At 65.1% G+C, this 24,903-nt stretch carries 9 protein-coding genes; 2 read left to right on the top strand and 7 right to left on the bottom strand.

The genetic code is table 11. The annotated features are described in order from the left end of the window. Nucleotides 1-4: 4 nt before the first annotated feature. Both AT302_RS12470 and AT302_RS12465 read left to right on the top strand, forming a co-directional pair. Complete coding sequence (locus AT302_RS12470; RefSeq protein WP_058378721.1) at nucleotides 5-397, top strand: ExbD/TolR family protein; 393 nt, start codon at nucleotides 5-7, stop codon at nucleotides 395-397. Beyond that, nucleotides 394-1,164, top strand: a complete 771-nt coding sequence (locus tag AT302_RS12465; protein WP_058378720.1) for a TonB family protein — start codon at nucleotides 394-396, stop codon at nucleotides 1,162-1,164. Before AT302_RS12470 ends, AT302_RS12465 begins: the two co-directional genes overlap by 4 nt. A gap of 15 nt (nucleotides 1,165-1,179) precedes the next feature. Here AT302_RS12465 and AT302_RS12460 read toward each other — a convergent pair whose 3' ends face one another. The 7 genes from AT302_RS12460 to AT302_RS12430 all read right to left on the bottom strand — a co-directional run bounded on the left by AT302_RS12460 (nucleotide 1,180) and on the right by AT302_RS12430 (nucleotide 24,801). Next, nucleotides 1,180-1,821, bottom strand: a complete 642-nt coding sequence (locus tag AT302_RS12460; protein WP_058378719.1) for a 4'-phosphopantetheinyl transferase family protein — start codon at nucleotides 1,819-1,821, stop codon at nucleotides 1,180-1,182. Nucleotides 1,822-1,889: 68 nt separating this feature from the next. Next, nucleotides 1,890-3,635 carry a cyclic peptide export ABC transporter gene (locus AT302_RS12455; protein WP_058378718.1) on the bottom strand — a complete coding sequence of 582 codons (1,746 nt, stop codon included), beginning with the start codon at nucleotides 3,633-3,635 and terminating at the stop codon, nucleotides 1,890-1,892. Between the two features lie 23 nt (nucleotides 3,636-3,658). After that, the gene (locus tag AT302_RS12450) at nucleotides 3,659-4,513 is read right to left on the bottom strand and encodes an ATP-binding cassette domain-containing protein (protein ID WP_084656195.1); all 855 of its coding nucleotides are present in this window, start codon (nucleotides 4,511-4,513) and stop codon (nucleotides 3,659-3,661) included. 65 nt (nucleotides 4,514-4,578) lie between these two features. Next, complete coding sequence (gene fhuB / locus AT302_RS12445; protein ID WP_058378717.1) at nucleotides 4,579-6,588, bottom strand: Fe(3+)-hydroxamate ABC transporter permease FhuB; 2,010 nt, start codon at nucleotides 6,586-6,588, stop codon at nucleotides 4,579-4,581. Next, nucleotides 6,581-7,513 carry an ABC transporter substrate-binding protein gene (locus tag AT302_RS12440; RefSeq protein WP_058378716.1) on the bottom strand — a complete coding sequence of 311 codons (933 nt, stop codon included), beginning with the start codon at nucleotides 7,511-7,513 and terminating at the stop codon, nucleotides 6,581-6,583. The genes fhuB and AT302_RS12440 overlap by 8 nt, the downstream gene beginning before the upstream one ends. A 72-nt stretch (nucleotides 7,514-7,585) precedes the next feature. Continuing rightward, entirely contained in the window at nucleotides 7,586-11,125 is a 3,540-nt protein-coding gene (locus tag AT302_RS12435) for a penicillin acylase family protein (RefSeq protein ID WP_058378715.1), read from the bottom strand. After that, nucleotides 11,122-24,801 (bottom strand): non-ribosomal peptide synthetase, encoded by a 13,680-nt coding sequence (locus tag AT302_RS12430; protein ID WP_058378714.1) that lies wholly within the window; start codon nucleotides 24,799-24,801, stop codon nucleotides 11,122-11,124. Before AT302_RS12430 ends, AT302_RS12435 begins: the two co-directional genes overlap by 4 nt. Nucleotides 24,802-24,903 lie beyond the last annotated feature (102 nt).

Genomic DNA, 24,903 nt, shown 5'->3' with positions numbered 1-24,903 from the left:
CGCGATGCGATATTTCGAAACGAGAAAGGCACGCATCGAAGTCGTGCCGATGATCGACATCATGTTCTTCCTGTTGGTGTTCTTCATCATGATCACGCTCAAGATGATTCCGTCGATGGGCATGTCGGCCAAGCTGCCGGGAAGCTCGACGGCGCAGGATCTGCCTCACCCCAAGGTACTTGTCGCCTTGCACGCTGACGGCAGCGTTGAGGCCGACCAACATCCGGTCACGCTCGACGCCCTGAGCGCCACGCTGCGTGCGCACGATCCTGCCCATACGGTCGTGACCATCGCGAGCGACAAGGCCGCCAATGTGCAGCAACTGACCCAGTTGATGGACGCGTGCCGCGCGGCAGGGGTCACGCAGATCGGCATCGCTGCGAAAGAGGCGCCATGACCACGATTTTTCAGTCGGCGGTCGTGGGCAATCCGCAGGCGGCAGGCGGCGCATTGCCCTCCCCCGGTCCAACGACGCCTCAGGGACGCTGGCCGTGGCGAGCCATGGCGACGGCGCTGGCATTGGAAGCGATCCTGCTGGGCGTGACGACCGGATGGCTTTCACGTGGCAGTCCGTCACCACAGCCCGTTCGCGCCGATGCGCCGGTGATGTTGGCGATGGTTGAGCCGGAGCCTGTCGCAGTACCTGCCGTGAAGCCGGTGGAACCCGTGGCATCCCCGGTTAAACCGGTCGTGCCGGTGAAGCGCGAAGTGACGCCAAAATCCGTCACGTCGCATGTGAACAAGACTGCACAGCCCGTGCACGAAGCGGTGAGCGCAGAGGCGCCGCCGATCAAGACGGTGGACGGCGTGGATGCCGCGCCTGCGCCATCGGCTGCCACAGCGCCAACGCCGGCGGCATCGCCGTCGAACGTGGCACCGGGGCCGGACGACCGTTTTATCGCGAAACTGCGTGCTGCGGTGCAAGCGGCCGTGGTTTATCCGATGGCGTTGCGGGGCATGGGGTTGACAGCCAGTATCGACGTCGAGTTTGCCTATCGGGATGGTGTGGTGTCGAACGTGCACGTCTCCCGTCCCGGGCGCGTTGCAACGCTGGATCAGGCCGCCGTCGCCGCCGTGCAGCACGCGGTAATGCCACCCCCGCCGCCAAATCTGGCGGGGACGCTGAGTACTTTCAAAGTGAGGGTGATTTTTAACGATGCGTGAGGCTGAAGGGAAATTTCAGGCGTCTTGTCCCCAAGCCAGACAGGCCTGACAAGCCGGAAGATCGTCAAACCACCGAAACCTCAGCCGGGCAGCAGCTTCGAAGCGCGGTGCTTCGATGACAACGGGTTGCTGCTCGGCGGAATGCTCAACATCGACGTGCAGGCACAGCAGGCCTTCCGTAATGCCGAGACCGATGGTTTTCAGGATCGCTTCCTTGGCGGTCCAGCAGCGAAGGAACGCGTCGCGCTGCGCCTCCGGTGGCAAGCTTTCGATCTGCGCGCGCTCTGCGGCGGTACAGACGAGCGGTGCAAGCTCACGCCAGTCCAGCGCGCGCTGTTTCACCTCGATATCGATGCCGACACAGCGTGTCCGGGAGACGGCAATCAACGCATCGCCGCCCGTATGGGAGACGTTGAACGACAACATGGGTGTCTCCCCCAAGGGCGTGGCCAGTTCCGGACGGCCATATTGGCCCAGTGTGAAGCCCACTGACGCAGGCCTCACCCCGGTGTACTCGCCCAGTAACTCCCGCAGCACCGACCGCGTCATGGCAAAGCGATAGCGGTCGACGTCGTAACGAAACCGCCCTGCCCGCGCCAATTCCTCTGCATCGAGATAACGATACGCGTCAGAGTCGCAGACGCCGTCGAGCGCCACATGCCAGACATGAACGTCCGCAGGCCATCGGCTCTCGCAAAGTAGCTGTCGTGCCCGCATCGTCCGGCTCACTCCACCGGCGCATCAACCTGCACATTCACTGGCCCGTCGACATGCGTCTCGTAGGCGAACGTGCTGCCGCTGGCTTCCTCGATGATGCGTCCCTGATGCAGACGCACCACGCGGTCCGCCAGACCGAAATACCGGTCGTCATGGGAAATGACGATCAGCGTTTTGCCCTGACGTTTGAAGTCCGGCAGCATCTCCTGATAGAAGTAGCGGCGGAATGTCGGGTCCTGATCGGCGGCCCATTCATCGAGCACCATCCACGGGCGGTTTTCCAAATACGCGTGCACCAGCGCCAGACGCTTGCGCTGCCCGGCCGACAGGTCGATGGTCGAAAACGCGCCGTCGACAATGCTCACCTTGTGCGCCAGCCCAAGTTGCTCGAGATAGGCCTGTGCGTGCGCCATCGTCTGGGCATCGCTCGCCACGAGGTCGTCGAACAGGTGGTAATCCGAGAACACCGTGGAAAACTGCTGACGAAAGCCGTCAAGCTGTTCCGCTGGCACCGGCTTGCCGTCGACCAGCAGCTCACCTTGGCCCGGCGTATAGAGCGAGAGCAGCGTCTTGATCAGCGTGGTCTTGCCGCAGCCGTTTTCACCCACGATGAAGAGTGTCTCGCCGCGACGAATTTCGAGATCGATCGGTCCAAGCTGGAACGGTGCACTGTCGCCCGCCGCCGGGAATGCATGCGTAGCACCGCGCAGGGCAAGCGTCTGCATCGCGGGGAATGCCGCTTCGCCCGCCGCAGGGCCATCGAGCAGGCGCGGCTCACGATTCCGGAACTGGCTCGTCAGTTCGGCAATGCGTTGGAACGAGACGCGCGCCTGAATCAACGTCGGCAGGCCGCCGGCAATCATTTCAATGGGGCCGCGAATATACAGCAGCACGATCACGAAACCGCTGACCACGCGCGAGTCCACGCCAAGCTTCGACTGAAGCAGCAGAATGAGCCCGATCACGACGAAGAACAGCATGCCGCCCATCGCGTTGGCCGCGTAGTACAGGCGCATGGCGCGGCTCTTGAGTTCGCCGATCAGGTCGGCGGCACCGGACAACTGCTCGCCGTACACACGCTGACGGCGCGCGCGATTCAGACGCAACTCCTTGGCACCCTCCGTAATGGCACGGTATTGCTTCTGGAGCTCGTCCTGCGCACCGCGTACGCCGCGGTAGTGGAAGTCCCAGCGCAGCGAGGCGTAGTGATTGATACCAAGGCCAATGAGGATCGCCGCCAGCGCAAACAGGAACAGCAGCGGCGAGAGCACCAGCATGTAGGCCACGCAACCGAGCGCAATCGCCACGGCCGTCATGAAGCCGGGAAAGTTGAAGGTCACGGCGCTCACCGTATCGACGTCGCTGTTGAGCGTCGCAAGCAAGCGGTGAACGCGGTACCGCTCGACTTCGGCGATCGGCGCACAGACGATGCGCGCCGAGAGGTCCTTGCGCAGCGCCGCGATGATCTTCTGACCGATTACGCTGTTGCCCACGCCGGAGATGGCGTTGCCCGAAAGTGTGACCGCGCACAGCACGACGAAGGTGACGATGGTCTTGCCGGTAATGCCGTCGGGCGAGTGAAGGCCGTCGTTGATCGTCGCGAGCAACCATGCCGTGGTGAGACCTGCCACCACGCCCATCACGGTGGAGAACAGGCTCATCGGCAGGAAGGGCCGGAACAGCCGGAACAACGCGTGGCCGATGCGCGTCTTGTCAGGCGAGTCAGTCGATTGACCCGTGGAACGGTCGGTCATGGCAATTTCCCCAATCGTGAAACTTAACGGACGACGCAAACCGGCTCGCCGGTCTGCGGATGCGGCATCACCACCATGGCGATGCCGTAGATGTCTTCCAGACGCTCGCTCGTCATGAGCTCGGCCGGTGTGCCCCGGGCGCACAAGCGCCCGCCGCGCAACGCCACGATCTCGTCGCAGAAGCGTGCGGCCATGTTGATGTCGTGCAGCACCACCACCACACCCAGCCCTCGGGTGCGCGAGAGCGACTGGACGAGTGACAGCACCTCGACCTGATGGGCAACGTCCAGCGCGGCGATGGGCTCGTCGAGCAAGAGACAGTCGGCGTCCTGCGCCACGAGCATGGCCAGCCAGACGCGCTGGCGCTCGCCGCCCGAGAGCGTATCGACCAGACGATCGGCAAAGCGCGATACGCCGGTGAGCTCCATGGCTTCGTCGACACGCGCCAGATCTTGCGCGGAGAAACGTCCCAGCGGCCCATGCCACGGATAACGTCCAAAGCGCACCAACTCGCGCACGCGCAGTCCCGCTGCGGGCGGCGTGTGCTGCGGCAGATAGGCGATCTTGCGCGCCAGCGCCCTGCCTTGCCAGTCGCCCAGCGGGGTGTTCTCGAAGCGAATCTCACCGCTGGCCGGCGCCTGTTGACGGGCCAGCAGTTTGACCAGCGTCGATTTGCCCGACCCGTTGTGGCCAATCAGTCCGATCACGCGGCGTGGTGCCAGCGTGAGCGTGAGCGGTTGCAGCAACGTGCGCTCGCCCGCCTTGAACGATACGTCGCACAGGTCGTACATCGGCGACGGCACCGCGTGGGCGTCGCGCTCGGGTTGTGCCACTTGGGCCACCTGCGATGGCGTGGCGGCGAATTCGGTATCTTCCATCATCGTTTCATCCGGTCTTGCTCAGTTCGATCTAAATCAGTTCGATGCGATCGTCGGCGGTCGCGTCAGGCGCGGTCTCGCCAGATCAGCATCAGGAAATACGGTCCACCGACGAACGTGGCCAACAGGCCCGCCGGCATCTGGTCAGGGAACAATGCATTTCGGCCGATCCAGTCCGCCAGCACCAGCATCGCGCCGCCGACAAAGGCCCCCCCGAAGATCTGCGACACGGGACGTTGCAGCCCCAGCAATCGGGCGATGTGCGGCCCCATCAGCCCGACAAACGAAATCGGCCCAATGATGAGTGTGGCAGCCGCGCTCAACACGGCGGCGGCCAGCAGCAACGCGAACCGGGAGCGTCCGACATTCACGCCGACCGACCGGGCGACGGCTTCGCCCAACGGCAGAATGTCGAGCGCACGCGCAGCAATCAGCACCAGCGGCAGCAGTACGACCGCGATCACCAGCGCCACGGTGGCCTGCGTCGCGCCCACGCCATAGGTCGATCCGGCCATCCACGCGAGCATCATCGCCATACGCGGATCGCCGCTGGCCATCATCAGCGACGCCAGGCCGCTGAAGACCGTGCTGATACCGATGCCCGTCAGAATCAGACGTTCAGGCGAAAAGCCGCTGCGCCGCGCCAAGAGAAACATGGCCCCCAGCGCCGCAAACGCCCCGGCTGACGCGGCACCAAGCTGCATCGCCTGAGACGGTGAATTCACCGCGAACAGCAGCACGATCAGCCCGAGTGATGCGCCCGACGAGATCCCCAGCACTTCCGGGCTGGCCATCGGATTCGCCGTCAGACGCTGGATCAGAATGCCCGCGACCGACAGCATGGCGCCCGCTGCGAGTGCCCCGACCACGCGGGGTATGCGTAACGACCTCAGGCGGCCGAGCGACTCGAAGGTGTCCACGCGCCAGCCCGATAAGCCGCGCGAGACGAGCATGGCGGCAACCGTCATGACGACGAGCAGCAGCAACGCGCCAATCACCGCGACCCAAAGATTGCGCTGTGCGCGCTGCGCCACCGAGCCCTCATGGCGATGCACGTGTGCGCTGTCGTGCAATTGCGGCAAGAGCCACAACAACAGTGGCGCGCCCAGCAACGCCGTCGCGATACCGGTCGGAATCTCCGGCATCCACAGACCTAGCCATTGCACCAACTGGTCGGCAAGCCACAGCAACAAGGCGCCGATGACGGCCCCCCACGCGAGGCGTCTTCCGAGCGTGCGGGCCCCGGCAAGGCGCGCGAGCGCCGGTCCGGCGAGTCCCACGAAGCCGATAACACCAAGTGCGCTTACGATCCACGCACACAGCAACGTGCCGACGAAGAGCGCGCCCAGTCGCAACCAGCGCAGGGATACCCCCAGCGCGCGGGAGGCATCGTCGCCGACGGCCATCACCGACAGCGGCCGCACTAGCAACGCCGCGGCCACGGCACCCAGCGCGACGCGTGGCAACAACTGCTCGGCAATGGCCCAGCTGTTCTGGTTGAGTGCGCCCGATTGCCAGACGAAAACGCCGAGCAGCCCTTCATGGAAGAACAATGACAACACCGAACCGATGGACCCGGCGCACAGCGTCACGACCAGACCGCACAGAATGAGCACCAGCGGCGAGAGCGAGTGCGCCCAGGCGATCACGAACACCAGCGCAAACGCGGCGACGGCACCGCCCAGCGCGACGGCGTCGCGATGTTCGATCAGTAGCGACGGAAACCACAGCGTCGTGACGGTCATGGCGAGGTTGGCGCCCGCCGCCACCCCCAGCGTCGTCGGTTCCGCGAGCGGATTGCGCAATACGTGCTGGAACAGGCCGCCCGCGAGCGAGAGCGCGACACCCGCCAGCAGCGACACGGCCAGACGGGGGGCAAACGAATACTCGATCACCACGCGCTTCATGTCGTCGGGATCGGCGCCGGGCAACAGGCCGCGCCAGCCGGTGGCCGGCAGCGCGTTGTGCAGATTGAGCCATGTCAGTCCCAGCGCAAGCACGAAGAGGAGCAGGACGAACGACAGCGGCGACTTCTCGCGCGGCGGCATCGGGGTCGGGATGACCATGCTAGACATGACGGAAGTCCTCCCGGCGGATGAGCCCGTCAAGTCCGCGCAGCAGTGTCGATGCCGACGGATACGAGTTGAACAGATCGATGAGCGGAATCCGGTAGACGCGGCCTGCCCGCACAGACGCCAGCCGGTTCCAGAATGGGCTCACGGCGAGTTGGCGCAACGCGGCCGTTGTCGACGCCCCGAAATCCACGACGACAATGTCGGCGTCCGGCGCTTCCGCCAGTAGCTCTACGCCACCGACACTGAACCCGTACTCGTTGGTGCTGCGTGTCCACGCGTTGCGCAGGCCCACGCGGGTCATCACGTCCCACATGATGCTGTTGCGGCCATACGCGACCATTGATCGGCCGCCGTCGTTGAGTGTTACCAGATAGGTCTGACGTTGTGCCGGACGACCGCTCGCCGCCAGCGTTCGGGCGACCTCGGTCATGTGGGCTTCGACCTGCGTGATATAGGCGGCGGCTTGCTCCTCGCGGCCGGTCATGCGCGCCAGCGTGCGCAGCCCCTCGGCCGCACGGTCGAGGGCACCGGTCGCCCCCGTGAAGATATCGAGATGGGTGACCGGCGCGACGACACCCATGCGCTCGCGGGCGATTTGCGGCGTGGTCACAGTGACGCACCAGTTGATGCCCAACTCGATCATCAGTTCGAGGTTCGGCTCGATTGGGTCGCCGCTGTTGACGATGTTCATGCCCGGCGGCATGCGCGGTTCGGCACCCATCGAATCGTAGAAGGCGCGATCGGCCCCCGCGACGGGTTCGATACCCAGCGCGAGCAGCGACGACACGGCGCCGCGATCGGGCGCAAGAATGCGCAACCCGGACGGGGGCGCGGACGCCGTCGTCGGGCGTCCGGCCGCGTGGACCCAAGGACCGGCACTCGCCAACATGGCAGCCGCGCCGGCACAAAAACTACGACGTTTCATGCAACTTTCCAGTGGTTCTTGTCCGCGAGCGGCGTTCGATAAGACCGGCGCGAGCGGTAATGTCATTGGGGGTTATCTAGTGGGGGCGTTCTGCGAGATAGCTTGTTTGCCGCTGGCCGTAGGGTTTTCCTGCCACAGGGCAAGCCAGCGTTGGTGCTGTTGTTCGGTGGCTTGCCGCGTAAGCGACAGTGAGACGGACGGCACGCCTCTGCTGTCCAGCAACGTGATTTGTCCGTCGTTCTTGCCGAGGTCATCACATCTCGCGGCAATACCCAACGCGCGCACGTGCAGCGTGAAATCCCGAATCTGTACGCTCAGCCATCCGCCGCCGATATTCCTGACTTGCTCGATGCGCCCGGCTTGCGCCAACGACGCCCCGTCGTTGCTGACGTCGATCCGCACCGGCCAGCCGCCAGACTTGGCGGCATCGAGCGCGTCGGCCAAGGCCAGTCTGGCTCGACGCCCGTCCTGATCCATGCGCTGGCACAGGTTATATGCCGCTTGGTCCGGCGACGTGGCGGGCGCAGTGCGTCCGGGCGGGGCTACGACGTGGCCCTGCGTGCCCGGCGCACGAAATGCGGCGACGAATGCATCGTAGTCCGTCACGTGTTGCTCGTCCACGGACGTGATCTTGGCGATATTTCGCCCCTGCGTGTCGAAGAATTGCAGTTGACGATAGGGTTCGCGCTTCGGGCCGTAGTAGCGTGTGACGGCATACGCGGATGCCCAGCGCGACGCATCGACCGTCATGTCCAGTGCACCGGTCGCCTTGCCGCTCGCGTCAAAGAGGGGCTTCGGCGAACGGATGACCTGCTCGGCAATGCCATGCTCCGTGCGCACCATCACCTCGATGCGCCCCAATCGGTGAAGTCTGGCGAGCATTGCCCGCAAATCCGAGGGCGCGACACGCAGGGGGACGACCCCACTACCCTGCTCTGCGGCCACGAGTTCCGCTTCGGACGTGCCAAGCAGTTCACTGGCTTCGCGCGCTGGCATCCCCTGCTTTGACAAGGCTCCCCAACGCGCCGGGATGTCTTTCCCCTTCGGCATATTCGACAACAATGTCGGTGTTGCTTGTGTACTGTCGAGCCAAAGTGCGCCGTCAACGGTGCGTGTGGTGTCGAGCGGACGGGCAACCCATGCCTGCTTGCTGTAGCGCAACGTGCCGTCGGCGAAGTGCGCCGAGGCCGGGTCATCCGACTGTGAGCCCGCCATGAGCGTGCGCGCGTCCACCGGTCCGCCGTTCGCACCGAACGTGACCACTTGCAGATAGCTGTTCGAGAACGCGTGCGCGTCGATCTTGAGCGCACCGTTCTCAATGCGGGCGTCGCTATTGCAGCCCGAGGTGAAATAGCCCTCGTCGTCGCAGCCGCCGAACCACGGAATCCGCACACCGTTGCGCACTGCGTACATAGCGGAGCCGGTTTCCACGTCCGGCGTGAAACCACCCTCCCGCAGCCGCAACACCGCAATGCCGAGCCAGTTGGCGAGCGTCTTGCCGTCGACATTCAGCGTGTCGGGGGTGTCGAGCGGACGCTGCGGGTCGAACGGCACCGCAAACCGTTTGTCTTCCGGAACCGATTTGATTTGTGCCCACCATGCATCCCACAGCACGGCACCCTGCGCGAACGGACCAGCGGTGTTGTCCCAGCGTTGCAACACGCGGCACGCTTCGGCAATGTCGACATCTCGCGCTGGCGTTGCGTTGCGATCCTTTTCGATGGGTTGTACCGACACAATCTGACGACCGCCGTCGGGCTTGCAGGCGCTTGCCACCGCCTGCGATTTGAACAGAAGCGCGGACATCGAACGTGCGTCGAGCGCAGCGCGTGCGACGCTGTCGGCCGTTGCCCCGGGCGCGCCGAGGCCGTCGCTGCCATGAATGCGTTGGTCGGCCAGTCGGAAGCCCAGCCGTGGCCGCAACCCCATTTCCGAGCGCTCACCGCCTGTCACAGCGGCAAAGCCGGTCAGTGGCTGCGCGGGGTTGACGATCCAGTGCGTGTTGTTCATGTTCGCGACGTAATCGTGGCGGAACAACTGCGGCATCGCGTCGGCGGGCAACGCCCCCGCTTGGGCAGCCTTCGGGCTGGACTGCCAGCCGCAGGCCGAACGTGATCCATCAAGGAACGGCACGCCCGGCGCCTGCGCGGCGAACGCCTTGCCGAGCGGCGGTGTGCATTGTGCTGCCAGCGCGTCGGGCACGTTCGGCACCGCGCCGACGTCACCAAACCACACTCGCGGATCGTCGCGGCCAATCGCGACCGTGTTGACCCACGGCGTTGCGGCCTCCCTGCGAGCAATTCCGACGAAATCGTCGAGCGACGTCGCACGGCCCCACGCAAGGAAGTTCGCGAACACCCGGTAGTTGTCGGCATTGATGTCTCGAATCACGAACGCCTGACCGGGCTTTCCATCCGCACCGGCCCGCCACTGCAACGCGGGCGACATCGCACCGAGATTGACGACCGGCCCCAGCGCCGTGCGGTAGAGCGTGCGGCTTCGGGGGTGCACTGTGCCGTCGGCCTCACGGACCGGGACCGTAATGGTGACGGGTGTCATGGCGACAGGTTTGCCGTCGACCAGATAAGTGGTGTCCGAGTTCGGCGCGAGAGACAACTGAAACAAGCCGAAACGTCGCGCGGCGGACACCGTGTGCGTCCACGCGATGTCGTGGTTGAAGCCGATCATGACCACGGGAACGCCCAGAAACGACACGCCGCTGACGTCGAGTTGGCCCGGCACGGTCAATCGCATCTGATAGAAACGGTCGGGTCCTTCGAGGAACCAGTGCGGGTTGCCGAGCAATACTGACTGCGCGCCTGCGCTGCCCTGCGCGCCGAACGCGAGTGCGTTACTGCCGATACCCCGCCCGCCGCCGACGTCGAGCTCCCCTTCACGCAATGCAAGCTTCTCGACCGGCGATGTGCTGCCTTGCGGTTGCAGTACCCCTGACGTTTTTCCCGGCGGCATCGCGCTCGCCACTCGGCCTGCGAATCGCGCCATGCCGCCCGCGAGATTGGCGGCGAACAAACGCCGGTAGACGTCGTCTGGTGAAATAGCCGTCACCCACGGTTCGCTGCGGCAAGCCGCGTGCGACGGCGCGGTCTTGTTGCGTTGCCAGTCTTGAAGATAGCGGTTGTAGCCCGCGGCAAAGCCATCGACCAGTTCACGGAATTGCGGCGTCTGGGCCTCGCGGTAGGCCTGTAGCCGCGCGTCGTCGGCCACCAGTCGGAAGAAGACATCGGAATCCAGATTGTCGATGTCACCCAGCGTCGAATCGGTCGGTTGTGTGCCCTTTGCGCCAAAGTAGCGCGATCGTTCGCCCCGATACGTGACGAACGACTGCGCCATCGTGCAGAGGTCGTCCTGTGCCTGCACATACGCGGCGCCCCAGCCTAGGCTTCCCCAATCATCGGCGACGATATGCGGCATGCCGTCCGTCGTCCGCTCGATTTGTGCGCGATAACGCTGTGGCTCCGCACTACCTGCCACCGCTGGCGAGTGCGACGCGTCTGCCGCGCAGCCACCCAGCACGGCAAGACAGAGCGCGCCCAGCACGATGCGTGCGCTGGCATGGCGATGACGATCCGGACGGTTGAAGCGAAATGTCATGAGTGATTGCCAGCCGAGGTGTTCTGTTGATGCAGCGAGCTGATCGCACGATGCAGCGACGCAATGAAATCCGGATGACGCACGATGCCGGTGTGATCGGTATCGAAGGTCTCGACGGTGACGTGTCCGGCTTGTTCCCGCCACGCACGAGTTGCGGCGATTGCATCGAGTGCATTCGTCGTGTCACCGTCGCGGCGTGCGAGCCAAAGGTGCATCGGCACCGGCAATGGCGCCGCGTCGTGCCCGCTCGCCGACACCGCGTCGAAGTGCTTGCCGATGCGCAGTACGGTGGCGGGCCATTGCCGTGCGTCGTCGCCTTCAGGCACTACACCCTGCCAACGCCCGGCGTCGGAGTGCATGGCGGCCAGCAAACGATCGATCTCTGCGTCATTGACCTGCATGGCCTGTGTGATATCGACGGTAGTCGCGGGTTCAGCAGACGATGCAGCATTTTGGGGTGCTTCGCCATCCACGCTGCCTAAGAAGTCGACGGACTCCCCTTGTTCCACGAGTACGCCCGCCACGTGACGCGCGATGGCCGCGCCGCTCGACCAGCCCAGCAAACGGTACGGGCCATTGGGCTGCACGTGGCGAATCGCCGTCGCGTAGTCCTCTGCGAGCATCCGAAGCGAAGCGGGGGCCCATGTGGCGTCCGTGTACATCGGGGATTGCACGCCGTGCACCTGTGCCACGTCATCCAGCGCGCTGGCCAGCGGCCGATACTCGCCGACGAGGCCGTATCCGGGGTGAATCGCGAACAGTTGCGTGGTCGCCGAAGAACGGTTGAGCGTGACGATATTGGCCGGTCGCCCTTGCGTGGTCTCGTCCAGCCACGACGCCAGCCCGGCAATCGTCGGATGCGCGAACAACCCTTCCAGTGAGAAATGGGCGAAGCCGCGACGTTGCGCGTTAGTGGCGACCTTGAGCGCCGCAAGAGAATCGCCACCGATGGCGAAGAAGTTGTCGTGCCGGTCGAAGCCGTCGCGCCCGAGGGTGTCGCGCCAGACGTCGAACAACATCGACTCCGTAGGTGTCATCGGCCCTTGGGCCGTCTCGTCTGCTTTGCGCACGGTCGGTTCCGGCAACGCGGCGCGGTTGAGCTTACCGTTGGGCATCAACGGCAACGCATCAAGCCGTACGAACGCCCCCGGGATCATGAATCCGGGCAAACGTGTCTGAAGCGCTTCGCGCAGCGAGCCGGTATCGGCCAGCGAGGAATCACCGGTGACGTAGCCCACCAGTTGCCGCTCGTCGCCCTGCCCGCGCAGTTCGGCTACGGCTTCTCGCACGCCCGGAACGCTGCGCAGCGCAGACTCGACCTCGCCCAGTTCAATCCGGAAACCACGCAGCTTCACTTGCTGGTCCATACGGCCGAGGAAGTCGATGGTCCCGTCCGGGCGCTGACGGCAAAGGTCGCCGGATCGGTATAGGCGTGCGCCGTCGTTACGGTGTGGGTCCGGAACAAATTTCTCAGCCGTGAGCGACGCGCGGCCAAGATAGCCCCGGGCCAGTGTTTCACCGCCGATGCATAGCTCGCCGAGCGCACCGGCAGGCAGCGCATTGCCCGCGTCGTCACAGACATAGACGTCGCGCGACGGATACGGGCCGCCGATGGACACGATGGATTGCGCACAATCCGCGTCCTGCGTGGGCCGATACATGCAGGCGACGGTGGTCTCCGTCGGTCCGTAGAGATTGTCCAGGCGGATGTGAGCGAGCGGTCCGTTGCGCCATTGCCGCAGAGCATCACCGGGCAAGCCTTCACCGCCGACGGTAATTTGACGCAAGGCGAGCGACGCCGGGTCAGGCGGCTCGTGCAGCCATTGCTGCCAGTACGCCGTTGGAATCCGGGCGAACGTCACTTGCTGCGCGACCAGTTGGCGATTGGTGGTCGCGAGATCCCACGGCTTCGCACCGCGCATTTCGATGCTGCCGCCCCGCATGAGCGAAGGCAGCATTTCATGCAGCGCCACGTCGAAGTTGATGGTTGACGACTGCAACTGGCGATCCGAGGGAGTAATGCCGTACGTCGTGATGAAGTCATTCAGATGCAGCGCGAGGCTGCGATGGCTGACGGCCACACCCTTCGGACGTCCGGTCGAGCCCGACGTGTAGATGACGTAAGCCAGTTGGTCGCCGTGTATGGCAGCGAGCACATCGATACCCCGCCGCGAATCGTTTTCACTTTTACCCTGTGTCGGCCGGAGTTGGTCGATATCAATCGCATCGCGCTGCACAAACAGCGCTGCCAGCGCCTCGCGGGTGTCGGCGTCAGTCAACACGCGGGAGACGCCCGCATCTTCCATCATGTAAGCCAGACGGTCGGCCGGATACTCCGGGTCGAGCGGCACGAACGCGGCACCGGCCCGCAGCACGCCGATTAGCGCGGGCACTACCGCCGCAGACCGCCGCAGGCACAGCCCCACCCGTTCCTCGTGCTTCACGCCGGAGGCGATGAGCCGCCGGGCAATCCGCTCTGACCATGCGTCGAGCTCGGCGTACGTCAGGTATTCGCCTTCACAGTGAACAGCGTTCTTGCCGGCGTGCGAGCGCGCCGTTTCGATCAACGTCTGCGTGACCGGGCGCCACGGCTTGTCGGCTGCACTGCTGCATCCCTGCTTAGCATTGACAGGCTCGGGGGCGTCGATCAGACGCACGTCGCCCAGCGCAACCTCCGGCGGTACCGGCATCGCTTCGTCCCGGACCAGCCGGTCGAGCACGGCGCGGTAACCCGAGAGCATCTCGCCAACGGTGTCCCGTTCGAAAATGTCGCACGCGTAAGTCAGCGACAGACCAAACGCATCATCTTCAAAGACGTTGAGGACCAGATCGAACCGGGCGGTGGCGGCTTCGTTGGCCAGCAGCCCAAATTGAACCCCCGGTAACGACGTCGGCTTGTCGGCACGGGCACCGTAATTGAACATCACCTGAAACAGCGGCGTGTGGCTCAAGCTGCGCTGTGTTTGCAGTGCCTCGACAACGCCCGCGAACGGCACGTCCTGATGCGCTTGCGCTTCGATCATGCGGTCGCGCGTCTGCGCGAGCAGGTCGCTGAGGGTTTGCAGGCCGTTCAACTCGCTGCGGATAACGAGCGTGTTGACGAAGAAGCCGACGAGATCGTCGGTGGCCGGGTGTACACGTCCGGCCACTGGCACGCCCACGCGTACGTCCTTCTGCGCCGCATAACGGGAGAGCGTGAGTTGCCACGCGCTCAGCAGCACCGTGAACGGTGTCGTGCCATGACGGCGCGCCAGCGCACGGACCCGATGGCTCACATCGCCCGGCAACTCGGCGGTGATGCGTGCCCCGCGATCGGCGCGCAAGCCGGTCCGTTTGCGTGCCACCGGCAATTCCAGTACCGGGTGCTCCTCACCCAGACGGCCTCGCCAATAAGCCAGTTGTGCCGACTCGCGCGCGTCGTCGAGCCATTCGCGATGCCATGCGGCAAAGTCACCGTACTGCGCTGCCAGTGGCGTGAAGGCGGGTTCGTCGCCCGCCAGCCGTGCCGTGTAGGCATTGCCGAAGTCCCGCGCCAGTACCCCGACCGACCACTCGTCGGCAACGATGTGATGCGTCACGAAGTGCAGAACATGCGAGGTGGCGCCGAGACGCAGCAGCGTCACCCGAAGGATCGGCCCATGCGTCAGGTCGATCGGTCGGGAGGACAGTGCCTGAAGACGCTCATTGAGCGCGGCGCCACTGTGTTCAAGGTCTTCGACTGCCCAGCCGAACGCATCGGCGGCATCTACAACCTGCCACGGCGTGTCGTCGACTGCCTCGAAGTGGCTGTGCAGCACGTCATGACGCTTGACGACGTCGGCCACGGCGAGTTCCAGCGCCCGCGTGTCGAGTTGCCCATCGAGACGGAACGCCCCTGTCATGTGATACGCGGCACTCGACGGATCAAGCTGCCAAAGGAACCAGAGACGCGCCTGACCCTGCGTGAGCGGCGCACGCTGGCGGTCGGCTCGCGGGGGAATTGCCGCGATGACGGCGGGCGTTCGCGGAGTGCCAAACGGAGCATCGCTGTCCGGCGAGGCTTGCCCAAGGCGTTCGGCGAGCGATGACAACGTCGCCGCAGCGAAAACATCGCGCAATGCGAGCGCCCGCGCGTGCTTCGTGGCCACCAGCGAAACGACCTGCATGGCTTGCAATGAATGGCCGCCCAATGCGAAGAAGTTATCGTCACGACCGATGCGCTCGACGCCCAGCACGTCACGCCAGATGTCCGCGAGCAACGCCTCGTCGCCAGCGCGCGGGGCTGCGAATTGTCGTGATGCGACATCCGGTGCAGGCAGGGCCTTGCGGTCGATCTTGCCGTTGGGGGTCAGCGGCAGCGCGGGCAATGTGAGGATGATTGCCGGCACCATGTAGTCCGGCAATTGCGCGGCCAATTCCCGCCGCAGCGCATCGGCATCCGCTACTCCGCCTGTCAACGACACGTATCCGACCAGTTGCGTGCCGGACGCCCCTTCGTGCGCGACGACCACCGCCGCCCCGACGTTGGCACATGCCGCCAGACGCGCTTCAATCTCACCGAGTTCGATGCGGTGACCCCGAATCTTGACCTGATGATCGGTACGGCCGAGGAATTCGAGCGTCCCGTCGTGCTTCCAGCGTGCCAGATCCCCCGTGCGATAGAGCCGCTTGCCGCCCGGCGAAAAAGGATCGGGGACGAAGCGCTCGGCACTCAGGTCCGCCCGGCCGAAGTAGCCGCGTGCCAGACCACTGCCGCCAAGGTATAGCTCCCCCGCCACGCCCGGCGGCACCGGTTGAAGCCGGGCATCGAGCACGCGCGCCTGCGTACCGGCGATGACGTTGCCCAACACCGGCTTGCCGACGACGCGGCCAAGCATCGACCAGATCGTCGTCTCCGTCGGCCCGTACAGATTCCAGAGTTCGCACCCACGCGCTCGCAGGGCATCGGCCAGATCCGGCGGCAGTGCTTCGCCTCCACATAGCGCGCGTAACGCAGGCCACGGCTGGTCTACCGCGAGCAACATGCGCCATGTCGCGGGCGTCGATTGCAGCACCGTTGCACCGCTTTCCTGCAACAATGCGGCGAGCGCAAAACCGTCACGGGCGGTCTCGCGCGACGCCACAATCACTTGCGCACCCAGTGTGAGCGGCAAGAAGAGTTCGAGGGCGGCAATGTCGAACGAAAGCGACGTCACCGCGATCCATCGGTCACCTGCGGCGAGCCCGGGGCGCTGTGCCAGACTGGACAGAAAGTTCGATAGTCCGCCGTGTCGCACCATCACGCCTTTCGGTTTGCCGGTCGAGCCCGAGGTGTAGATCACATAGGCCAGATGGTCCGCCCCGACCTGAACGTCGGGCGCCGTGTAGGCGTACGGCCCGCCGTCGAAGGCATCCAGCAGCAAATATTCCGATCCCGCAGTCAACGGCAGCGTTGCCTGAAGTGACGACTGCGTAATGAGCCGCGTCACGCCGCTGTGGTCGAGCATGTATCGCAGACGTTCTGCCGGATACGCCGGGTCGAGTGGCACATAGCAGCCGCCCGCCTTGAGCACGCCAAGCAGCGCCACGAGCATGCCGGCGCCCCGTTCGAGCGCGATGGCCACCGGCACATCCGGCCCGACGCCTCGCGCGATCAGGGCATGCGCTAACTGATTGCTGCGGCGTTCCAGCGCGGCATACGTGAGCGAGTCGTCATCCCCACGCACGGCAATGGCATTCGGTGTTCGCCGCGCTTGCGCCGCAATGCGGACGTGCACCGGCGCGTCGGCCGCGAAATCGTCGGTTGCAACGCCCCACGCGTCGAGTTGCGCCGTGGCCTCAGCGTCAACGAGCGCGATGTCGTCAATCAGGGCATCGTCCGAGGCACACAAGGCGGACAGCATGGTTTCGTATTGGCTCGACAGACGTGCCATCGTCGACGCCTCGAACAGCTCGCGGGCATACGTGAAGCTACCCGCGATGGCGCCGTCGGACGCTTCACTGACGTTCAGCGTCAGCTCAAATTGGGCGGCCTCGCCACCTGTGTCGAAATGATGGGTCGTGAGACCGGGCAGATCACGCAGCACGCGATAGTCTTCGCGCTGGTGATTGAACATGACCTGAAACAACGGCGTGTGGCTCACGCTGCGTGTGGGAGACAGCGCATCGACGAGGCTGTCGAACGGCAGCGTCTGGTGATCGAGCGCCTGCTGCGTGCGCTCGCCGATCATGCTCACCAGTTCTGCTACACGCATGCGGGCCGGGAAGTCCGCTCGCATCACGAGCGTATTGATGAACACGCCGATCAGATTGGCAACTTCCGGTTGGTCACGACCTGACACCGGGACGCCGACACGAATCTCGTCTTGCGCGCACCAACGGTGCAGCAGCGCCTGAAAGGCCGACAAGAGCAGGACATAGGGCGTGACGCCGTGGCGACGGGCTGCCTCGCGTACTGCCGTGACGCTCGCCGAATCGAGTTGGAACAAGTGGCGTGCGGCCTTATACACACCGGTCGGAAGACGCGGGTGGTCATGTGGGAGGTCGGTGACGGGATGGACGTGGCCCAGCACCGTGCGCCAGTACCCCAGTTGCCGGTCGCGCTCGGCACCGTCAAACGTCTCGCGCTGCCAAGCGGCGTAATCGCCGTACTGAACAGGTAACTCGGTACGTGCCAATGCGAGTGTTTCAGCGCCAGCAAGGCAATGCGCCGTGTAGGCGGCGACGAACGCATCGAGCAGCACGCCGACCGACCAGCCATCCGCCACGATGTGGTGCATGGCGATCAGCAGCACATAGTCTGCCGTGTCTGCATCGGACGCCGCGCCCACCAGTCGCAGGACGCCCACGCGCAGCAAAGGCCCGCGCTGCAAATCGAACGGGGCATCGGTGAAGGCCTGTGCGCGGGCAGGCGCATCGTCAGGGTGCGCGTCGAACACCTGCCATGCAAAATCCGGCAGATCGTGAACGACCTGTACGGCCTCAGTTGCACCTTCCGGCACTTCGAACGTCGTTCGCAGCACCTCGTGCTGCGCCACGATATCCCTGAAGGCATGGCGGACGGCCGTCTCATTCAAGGTGCCGCGCAAGCCGATACCACCGGCAACGTGATAGGCACTGCTATCCGGTTGCAGATGCCAGAGGAACCACAACCGGCGCTGGGCGTGCGACATAGGCAGTGCCGAGCGTGACTGGCGGGTGCGCGCGATGGGCGGCAGCGCAGCCTCGGACATTTCCAGCGACCCCGAAGCCAACGCCGCCAGTGAACGATGGACGAACATTTGCCGGGGCGAGACAGCAATACCGCGCGAGGCGGCACGTGCCACCACCCTCAGTACCAGAATCGAATCGCCGCCGAGCGAGAAGAAGTTGTCGTTGCGGCCAACGCGCGCGAGGCCAAGCACCTCGGCCCAGACTTCCGCCAGCGCCGATTCGCGCTCACCGATGGGCGCAACGTAGGCGTGCTGTTCGAACGACGGTGCGGGCAAGGCGCGACGGTCCAGCTTGCCGCCCGGCGTCATCGGCAATGCATCGAGCGGCATGATGGCCGAGGGCACGAGCGGTGCCGGTAAGGCAGCTTCGAGCGCGGCGCGCAGGGCCGTGGCGTCGGGCGTGCGACCGCCCTGCCCCGTGACGTACGCGGCCAATCGTGTGCCGGCGTCACTTTCGAATGCGGTTACGACCGCTTCTCGCACACCCGGCTGCGCGAGCAACGCTGACTCGATTTCGCCGAGTTCAACGCGGAAGCCGCGGATTTTGACTTGGAAATCAACACGTCCGACATAGTCCAGTTGCCCGTCTGCGCGCCAGCGAACCAGATCGCCGGTGCGGTAGGCCCGGCTCCCGGGGGCACCGAACGGATCGGGTACGAAGCGGTCGGCGGTCTGGGCGGCACGGTCGAGATAACCACGCGCCAGCAGGTCGCCACCGATCAGAAGTTCGCCGATCGCGCCTTGCGGCGCCAGTGTCATTTCGGGGGTGACGACGTATAACCGTCGCCCTTGCAACGCGCGTCCGATCGGTACGCCGCTGGCTGTGCCGTCGGCCTCGTCAGAGGCAACCCACGCGGATGCCGTCACCGCCGCCTCGGTCGGCCCATAGGTGTTGAGCAAACGGATGTGCCGGAGGTGCGCATGGTCGCGCCAGCGCCGCAACCCCTGTGCAGACATCGCCTCACCGCCGACGTGCAGTTGGCGGACTTGCGCCAGCGGCACGGCGTCGGACCGATGGCCGAAGTCTTCATCAAGCGACTGAACCAGCACATTCCAGTACGCCGTCGGCAAATCGACCACGGTGACGCCGTCACGCGCGACGTTGGCGACAAACTCGTCCGCGCTCCACAACTGCGGACCGCGCAGAACGACGGCGGCCCCGACGTGCAGCGCCGGGAAAAGCTGTTCGACGAAACCGTCGAAGTTCATCGTCGAGAACTGCAACACCCGGTCGGTGGCAGACAACTGGCACAGCGACGCCCAGACCCGCGCCTGCGCAGCGAGCGCGCCGTGGCTGAGCGCAACGCCCTTCGGCTTGCCGGTCGATCCTGACGTGTAGATGACGTAAGCCAGATGCGCTGGCAATAACGGCACGTCGGGGGAGGTATCGGGCGTGTTCAGCGGCGCGTCGACATCGACACGCAGGGCACCCTCGGGCAGCGCGACGTGAGAACTGGCCGTATGCCCCAGCACGAGAACCGCGCCGCTGTCCTCAAGCATGTCGGCGAGCCGTTGCGGCGGATAGTCCGGATCGAGTGGCACGTACGCCCCGCCCGCTTTGAGCACGGCGAGAATGCCAACGATCATGTCAACCGAGCGCGTCAGGGCCACACCGACGCGGGTATCCGGTTTGACGCCCAGCGCGATCAGATGATGGGCCAGCCGGTTCGCGCGTGCGTCGAGCGCCCCGCGGGAGAGCGTGACGCCATCGTGTACCAGCACTGGCGCGTCGGCATCACCGGCCACATGGGCCTCGAAGCAGCGATGCACCGGCAGGAACGTTTCCAGTGCGAGCCGTGTTTCTCCATGTTCGACAAGACGTTCGTGCGCATCGCCCGTCAGTATCGCGAGATCGCCCAGCCGCGTGTCCGGTGCGGCGACGAACGTTGCCAGAAGCGACACGAACTGGCCGCACAGGCGAGCCATCGTTTCCGGCGCAAAAAGCTCCCGGGCGTAGTCGAAGCTGCCCGTCAGTCCGCCAGACGCCAGTTCATGCGCACTCAGCGTCAATTCGAATTGTGCGGCGCGCGTGCGCGGCAAGTACCGCTCGACGTGAAGACCGTCGAGCGCCTGCACGGCACTTGCGTCATCGCGTTGATAGTTGAGCAGCACCTGAAATAACGGCATGTGCGTCAGGCTGCGCTCGGGCGCCAGTGCTTCGACGAGCGCTTCGAACGGCAATGCCTGATGGGCCGAGGCCTCAAGCACGTGCGTGCGGGTTCGGTCGACGAGCTCTGCAACCGTTTGTGACGCGTCGAGCCGACCGCGCAACACCTGCGTGTTCATGAACAAACCGATTAGTGGCGCACTTTCCGGCAACTCTCGTCCGGCAATCGGCACGCCCACACGAATGTCGCGCAGGCCGCTGTGTCTCGAGAGCAGTAGTTGGAACGCCGCGAGCACGATCATGAACGGTGTCGCACGATGGGCCGCAGCCAGTTCGCGAACACCGGCCGTCAATGCGGGCGGCAACGAAAACGGCACGGACGATTCCGTGTACTGCGCCAGCGGTTCGCGCGGGTGGTCCGACGGCAGCATCAACACGGGCGCTGTCTCGCCTTCCCCCAACGCAGCCCGCCACCAATCAAGCTGGCGCTGTTGTTCACCCGCTGCGAGTCGGCCCCGCTGCCACGCGGCGACATCGGCGTATTGCAGGGTCAACGCGGGGAGGTCCGGTGCTTGCCCAGCCACGGCGGCTTGATATCCGGCGACAAATTCTCGAAGCACGATATCGATGGACCAGCCGTCCGCGACGATGTGATGCATCGCGACCAGCAGGATGTGTTCGGCGACCGGCTCACCGGGTAGTGCCAGCACTGCCACGCGCAACAACGGCCCGGTGCGAAGGTCGAACGGCGCGTCGTTGAACGCCTGCGCCCTGTGGTTCGCCTCTTCTTGCGTGGCGACGGCGACGTGCTGCCATTCAAACGGCAGGTCGGCGTGCACGATCTGAAGCAAGTCGGTGTCATCGCCGTCGACCGTCTTGTCGCTGAACGTGGTGCGAAGCACTTCGTGCCGCGCCACCATGCTCGCGAATGCCTGACGGACGGCGTTGGCGTCCAATGCGCCCTTCAACCGCATGGCACCGGTAATGTGATACGCCGAGCTTTCGGGTTGCAGCGCCCACAGGAACCATTGTCGCTGCTGAGCGTGTGAGGCGGCGACACACAATCGGCCATCCTCGCGAACCAGCATTTCGGGGCGACTCTGCGGCGACACATCGTGAGTTACCGACGCCGCCAGCGCACGCAGCGTCGCCGCCTCGAACCATTGACGAGGCGTCGATGCAACGCCTGCCGCTGCCGCATGGGCGACACCCCGGAGCGTCAGAATCGAGTCGCCACCGAGCGCATAGAAGTTGTCGTCGCGCCCAATGGGCGTGTCGTCTGCGAGACGCAGCACCGAACGCCACGCGTCGGCAAGCCGTGTTTCGATGTTTCCTGTCGGCGCTTCATAGGCAGTGTCGCTTTGCTGCGGTACTGGAAGGGCTCGCCGGTCGATCTTGCCGTTGGGGGTGAGCGGCATGGCAGGAATCACCAGCACGCGGCCCGGCACCATGTAGTCGGGCAGCGTGCGGCCGATAGCACGGCGCAATGCGGCCTCATCGGGCTGGGTGCCGGGCAACGCCGTCACATACCCGACCAGACGCACACCGGCCGGTCCCGAGTGTGCCGTCACCACCGCTTCGCGCACGCCGTCGCAGGCCAGCAACCCCGCCTCGATCTCGCCCAATTCAATGCGGAAGCCGCGAATCTTCACTTGCTGATCGATGCGGCCGATGAACTCGATATCGCCGTCCGCGCGACGCCGCACCAGATCCCCGGTGCGATACAGCCGCGCGCCCTCTGCGGCGAACGGGTGCGGGACAAAGCGCTCCGCCGTGAGCGAGGCGCGCTGCCAATAGCCGCGCGCCAGCCCCTCGCCGCCAAGATATAGCTCGCCCGGAACACCGGTCGGCGTCTCATTGAGACTGGCATCGAGCACCCACGCTTGCGTCGCACGAATCGGCGCACCGAGCGTGGTCTTGTCTCCTTCTACACGAGCGATTAACGACCAGATCGTCGTCTCGGTAGGTCCGTACATGTTCCAGAGCGCCACGCCTCGAGCGAGCAACGACTGCGCAAGATCGGGCGGCAGTGCTTCGCCGCCGCACAGCCCTTTCAGTCCCTGAAGGGCCTGACGCGTCGACCCTCCGGCTGACGTGGCATGCACTTCGACATCGAGCAGCATGCGCCACGTGGCTGGCGTTGCTTGAAGTACCGTGGCCCGGGAATCCGTGAGCAGTCGCGAAAGCGCCACGCCGTCACGGGTCGTGTGCTTGTCCGCGACGATCAATTGCGCGCCGGTGACGAGCGGCAGGTACAGCTCCAGCGCGGCAATGTCGAAGGAGAGCGACGTCACGGCAACCCAGCGATCCTCCGCCGTCAGCCCGGGCCGCTCGCGCAGACTGGCGATGAAACTCGATAGCGCGGCGTGCCGCACCATGACGCCCTTGGGGCGTCCGGTCGATCCCGACGTGTAAATCACGTAAGCCAGATGCTCGGGCAGTACGGTCACGTTCGGGGCTTCTGCGGCAACCTCTTCCTCGTTGGCCGGAATGTCTGCCGACATCACCTCAAAGGTCCGAATTTCCGCCGGAAATGCCAGCCGCGTGGCGACTTCTGGGCATGTAACGATCCGCAGCAAGCCGCTGTCCGCCACGATATAGGCCAGCCGCTCGGCGGGATATTCAGGATCGAGCGGCACATAGGCGGCACCTGCGCGGAGTACGCCGAGCACTGCCACGACCATATCGACCGAGCGTTCGAGCGCGACACCGACGCAGGTGTCCGGCCCGGCCCCATCCGCGATGAGACGTCGCGCCAGCGCATCGGCGCGATGCAATAACTCGCCGTACGTCAGCCGCGATTCGCCGCAGACGACCGCCAATCGTGATGAATCTTGCGCCGCCCGCGACGCAATGCGTACAGGCACCGGGTCGAGCCGCGCATCGTGTGCGGCTGCCTCGACCTCATCCGGGAGGCGATCCGCCTCAAGGTGCACCGAAGCGCGTTGCGTCAGCACAACCGCGCCCGTCGCCCTGTCGGGTGTACTCACCAGTGCATCGAGCCAGTGGCCGACGTCATCGAGCAGCGCATGAACAAGCGCGCCATCGACGTGGTCGCGATCGTATTCGAGATCGAGATCCGCGCCGAGTCGATGCCAGTCGACCGCCAGCGTCAGGTCGAACTGCGGCGTGTCGTTGGCAAGCGTCAGCACGTCCACCTGTACGTCGCCAACCCGCAGTTGCGGTGCAGCGTCCGACTGGCTGAAGTTGAACATCGTCTGGAAAATGCTGCCGCCGCTACGCCGGGCTGCATCCAGCGCCAGCTCGAACGGCACATCGAGGCGATCAAGCGCCGCCACCCGCGTGCGATTCACGTCGTCAACGCAAGTGCGCAACGACTGTGCCGGACGATGGCTGGCCCGATACACCTGTGTGCCGACGAAGCAGCCGATCAGATCGGGCGTGCCGGGGACATGCCGCCCGTCAACGGGCACGCCGATGAGGAAATCGCCCTCGCCGTGATACCGGCGCAGGGTCATTTGCCAGAGCGTGAGCAGCGTGACGAACGGTGTCACGCCCGCTTGCTGGCTCCACGCGGTCAGTGCGGCGTGCCGGGACGCGTCGAGGGGATGACGCAACACACCGCGACGCACCCCGGGCTCACGTGCCAACGGCGCGGGGAGTTGCAACGGCCCGTACTCATCCGCGAGATCGCGGCGCCACCCGTCGAGCGCTGCCTGCCATCGCCCACTGATAAGCCCCGCGTGCTGGCGTTGCGCATAGTCGGCATATTGAATGGCCAGCGACGGCAGCGCCGCCATCGGGTCGGTGCCCTGCACCACGGCTAGATAGGTCTGCGCGAATTCGCGCGCCCAGACGTCGTTCGATACGGCGTCCGAGATCAGGTGGTGCATGGTGACGGCCAGCACGTGCTGGCGGTCCGGCAAATCGATCCAGCTCACGCGCAGCAAGGGGGCAGCGGCGAGATCGAACGGCGTTCGGGCGCTCTCCGAGGCGAACGCGGCAACGCGTGTGTCGATGTCAGAGGCCGGCAGGTTGCGCCAGTCCAGACGTGTCATGGCGAACGGCACTTCAGACAGTACCGTTTGCGATGGCTCGCCATCATGCATGGCAAACGCGGTGCGCAAGACATCGTGGCGGGCGATGACCGTGCGGATCGCCTGCTCCACGGCGTTCGCATCAATCGCCGTGCCGCCGCTCAACCGGAATATGCGCGCGACGTGATACGCGTCGTCGTCCGGCGCGAACTGCTGCGCCATCCAGAGCCGGCGTTGTGCAAACGACAGCGGCACGGCTGCCAGTGGCGGCGCAGGCTCGGCGTGGAGGGCGGCGAGATGGCCCGTGCTCTCGCGTTCGCTCTCAGAATCGCTGGCCGCCGACGCTTGCGTGTCGAGCATCAACAGTTCCAGCAGCGCGCGGTCGAGATCTTCCATGGCCATGCCAGCATCCTCCGGTGACGGCCCGCGCAACGCGCACGGGCCTGAACAGCAATCTGGCGCACGTTGGCGCGCGCCAGAGGTCCTGCACTCATTTCAAACCGT

It is taken from the genome of Pandoraea norimbergensis (assembly GCF_001465545.3).
Classification (GTDB): domain Bacteria; phylum Pseudomonadota; class Gammaproteobacteria; order Burkholderiales; family Burkholderiaceae; genus Pandoraea; species Pandoraea norimbergensis.
The sequence above is the reverse complement of the archived record's forward strand: the minus strand, read 5'-3'. Positions and strand labels throughout refer to the sequence as shown.

Coding starts and splice junctions, on each gene's coding strand:
- AT302_RS12430 (WP_058378714.1), bottom strand. CDS start 24,801: ATGGCCATGGAAGATCTCGACCGCGCGCTGCTGGAACTGTTGATGCTC.
- fhuB (WP_058378717.1), bottom strand. CDS start 6,588: ATGTCTAGCATGGTCATCCCGACCCCGATGCCGCCGCGCGAGAAGTCG.
- AT302_RS12450 (WP_084656195.1), bottom strand. CDS start 4,513: ATGGAAGATACCGAATTCGCCGCCACGCCATCGCAGGTGGCCCAAGTG.
- AT302_RS12440 (WP_058378716.1), bottom strand. CDS start 7,513: ATGAAACGTCGTAGTTTTTGTGCCGGCGCGGCTGCCATGTTGGCGAGT.
- AT302_RS12465 (WP_058378720.1), top strand. CDS start 394: ATGACCACGATTTTTCAGTCGGCGGTCGTGGGCAATCCGCAGGCGGCA.
- AT302_RS12455 (WP_058378718.1), bottom strand. CDS start 3,635: ATGACCGACCGTTCCACGGGTCAATCGACTGACTCGCCTGACAAGACG.
- AT302_RS12470 (WP_058378721.1), top strand. CDS start 5: ATGCGATATTTCGAAACGAGAAAGGCACGCATCGAAGTCGTGCCGATG.
- AT302_RS12435 (WP_058378715.1), bottom strand. CDS start 11,125: ATGACATTTCGCTTCAACCGTCCGGATCGTCATCGCCATGCCAGCGCA.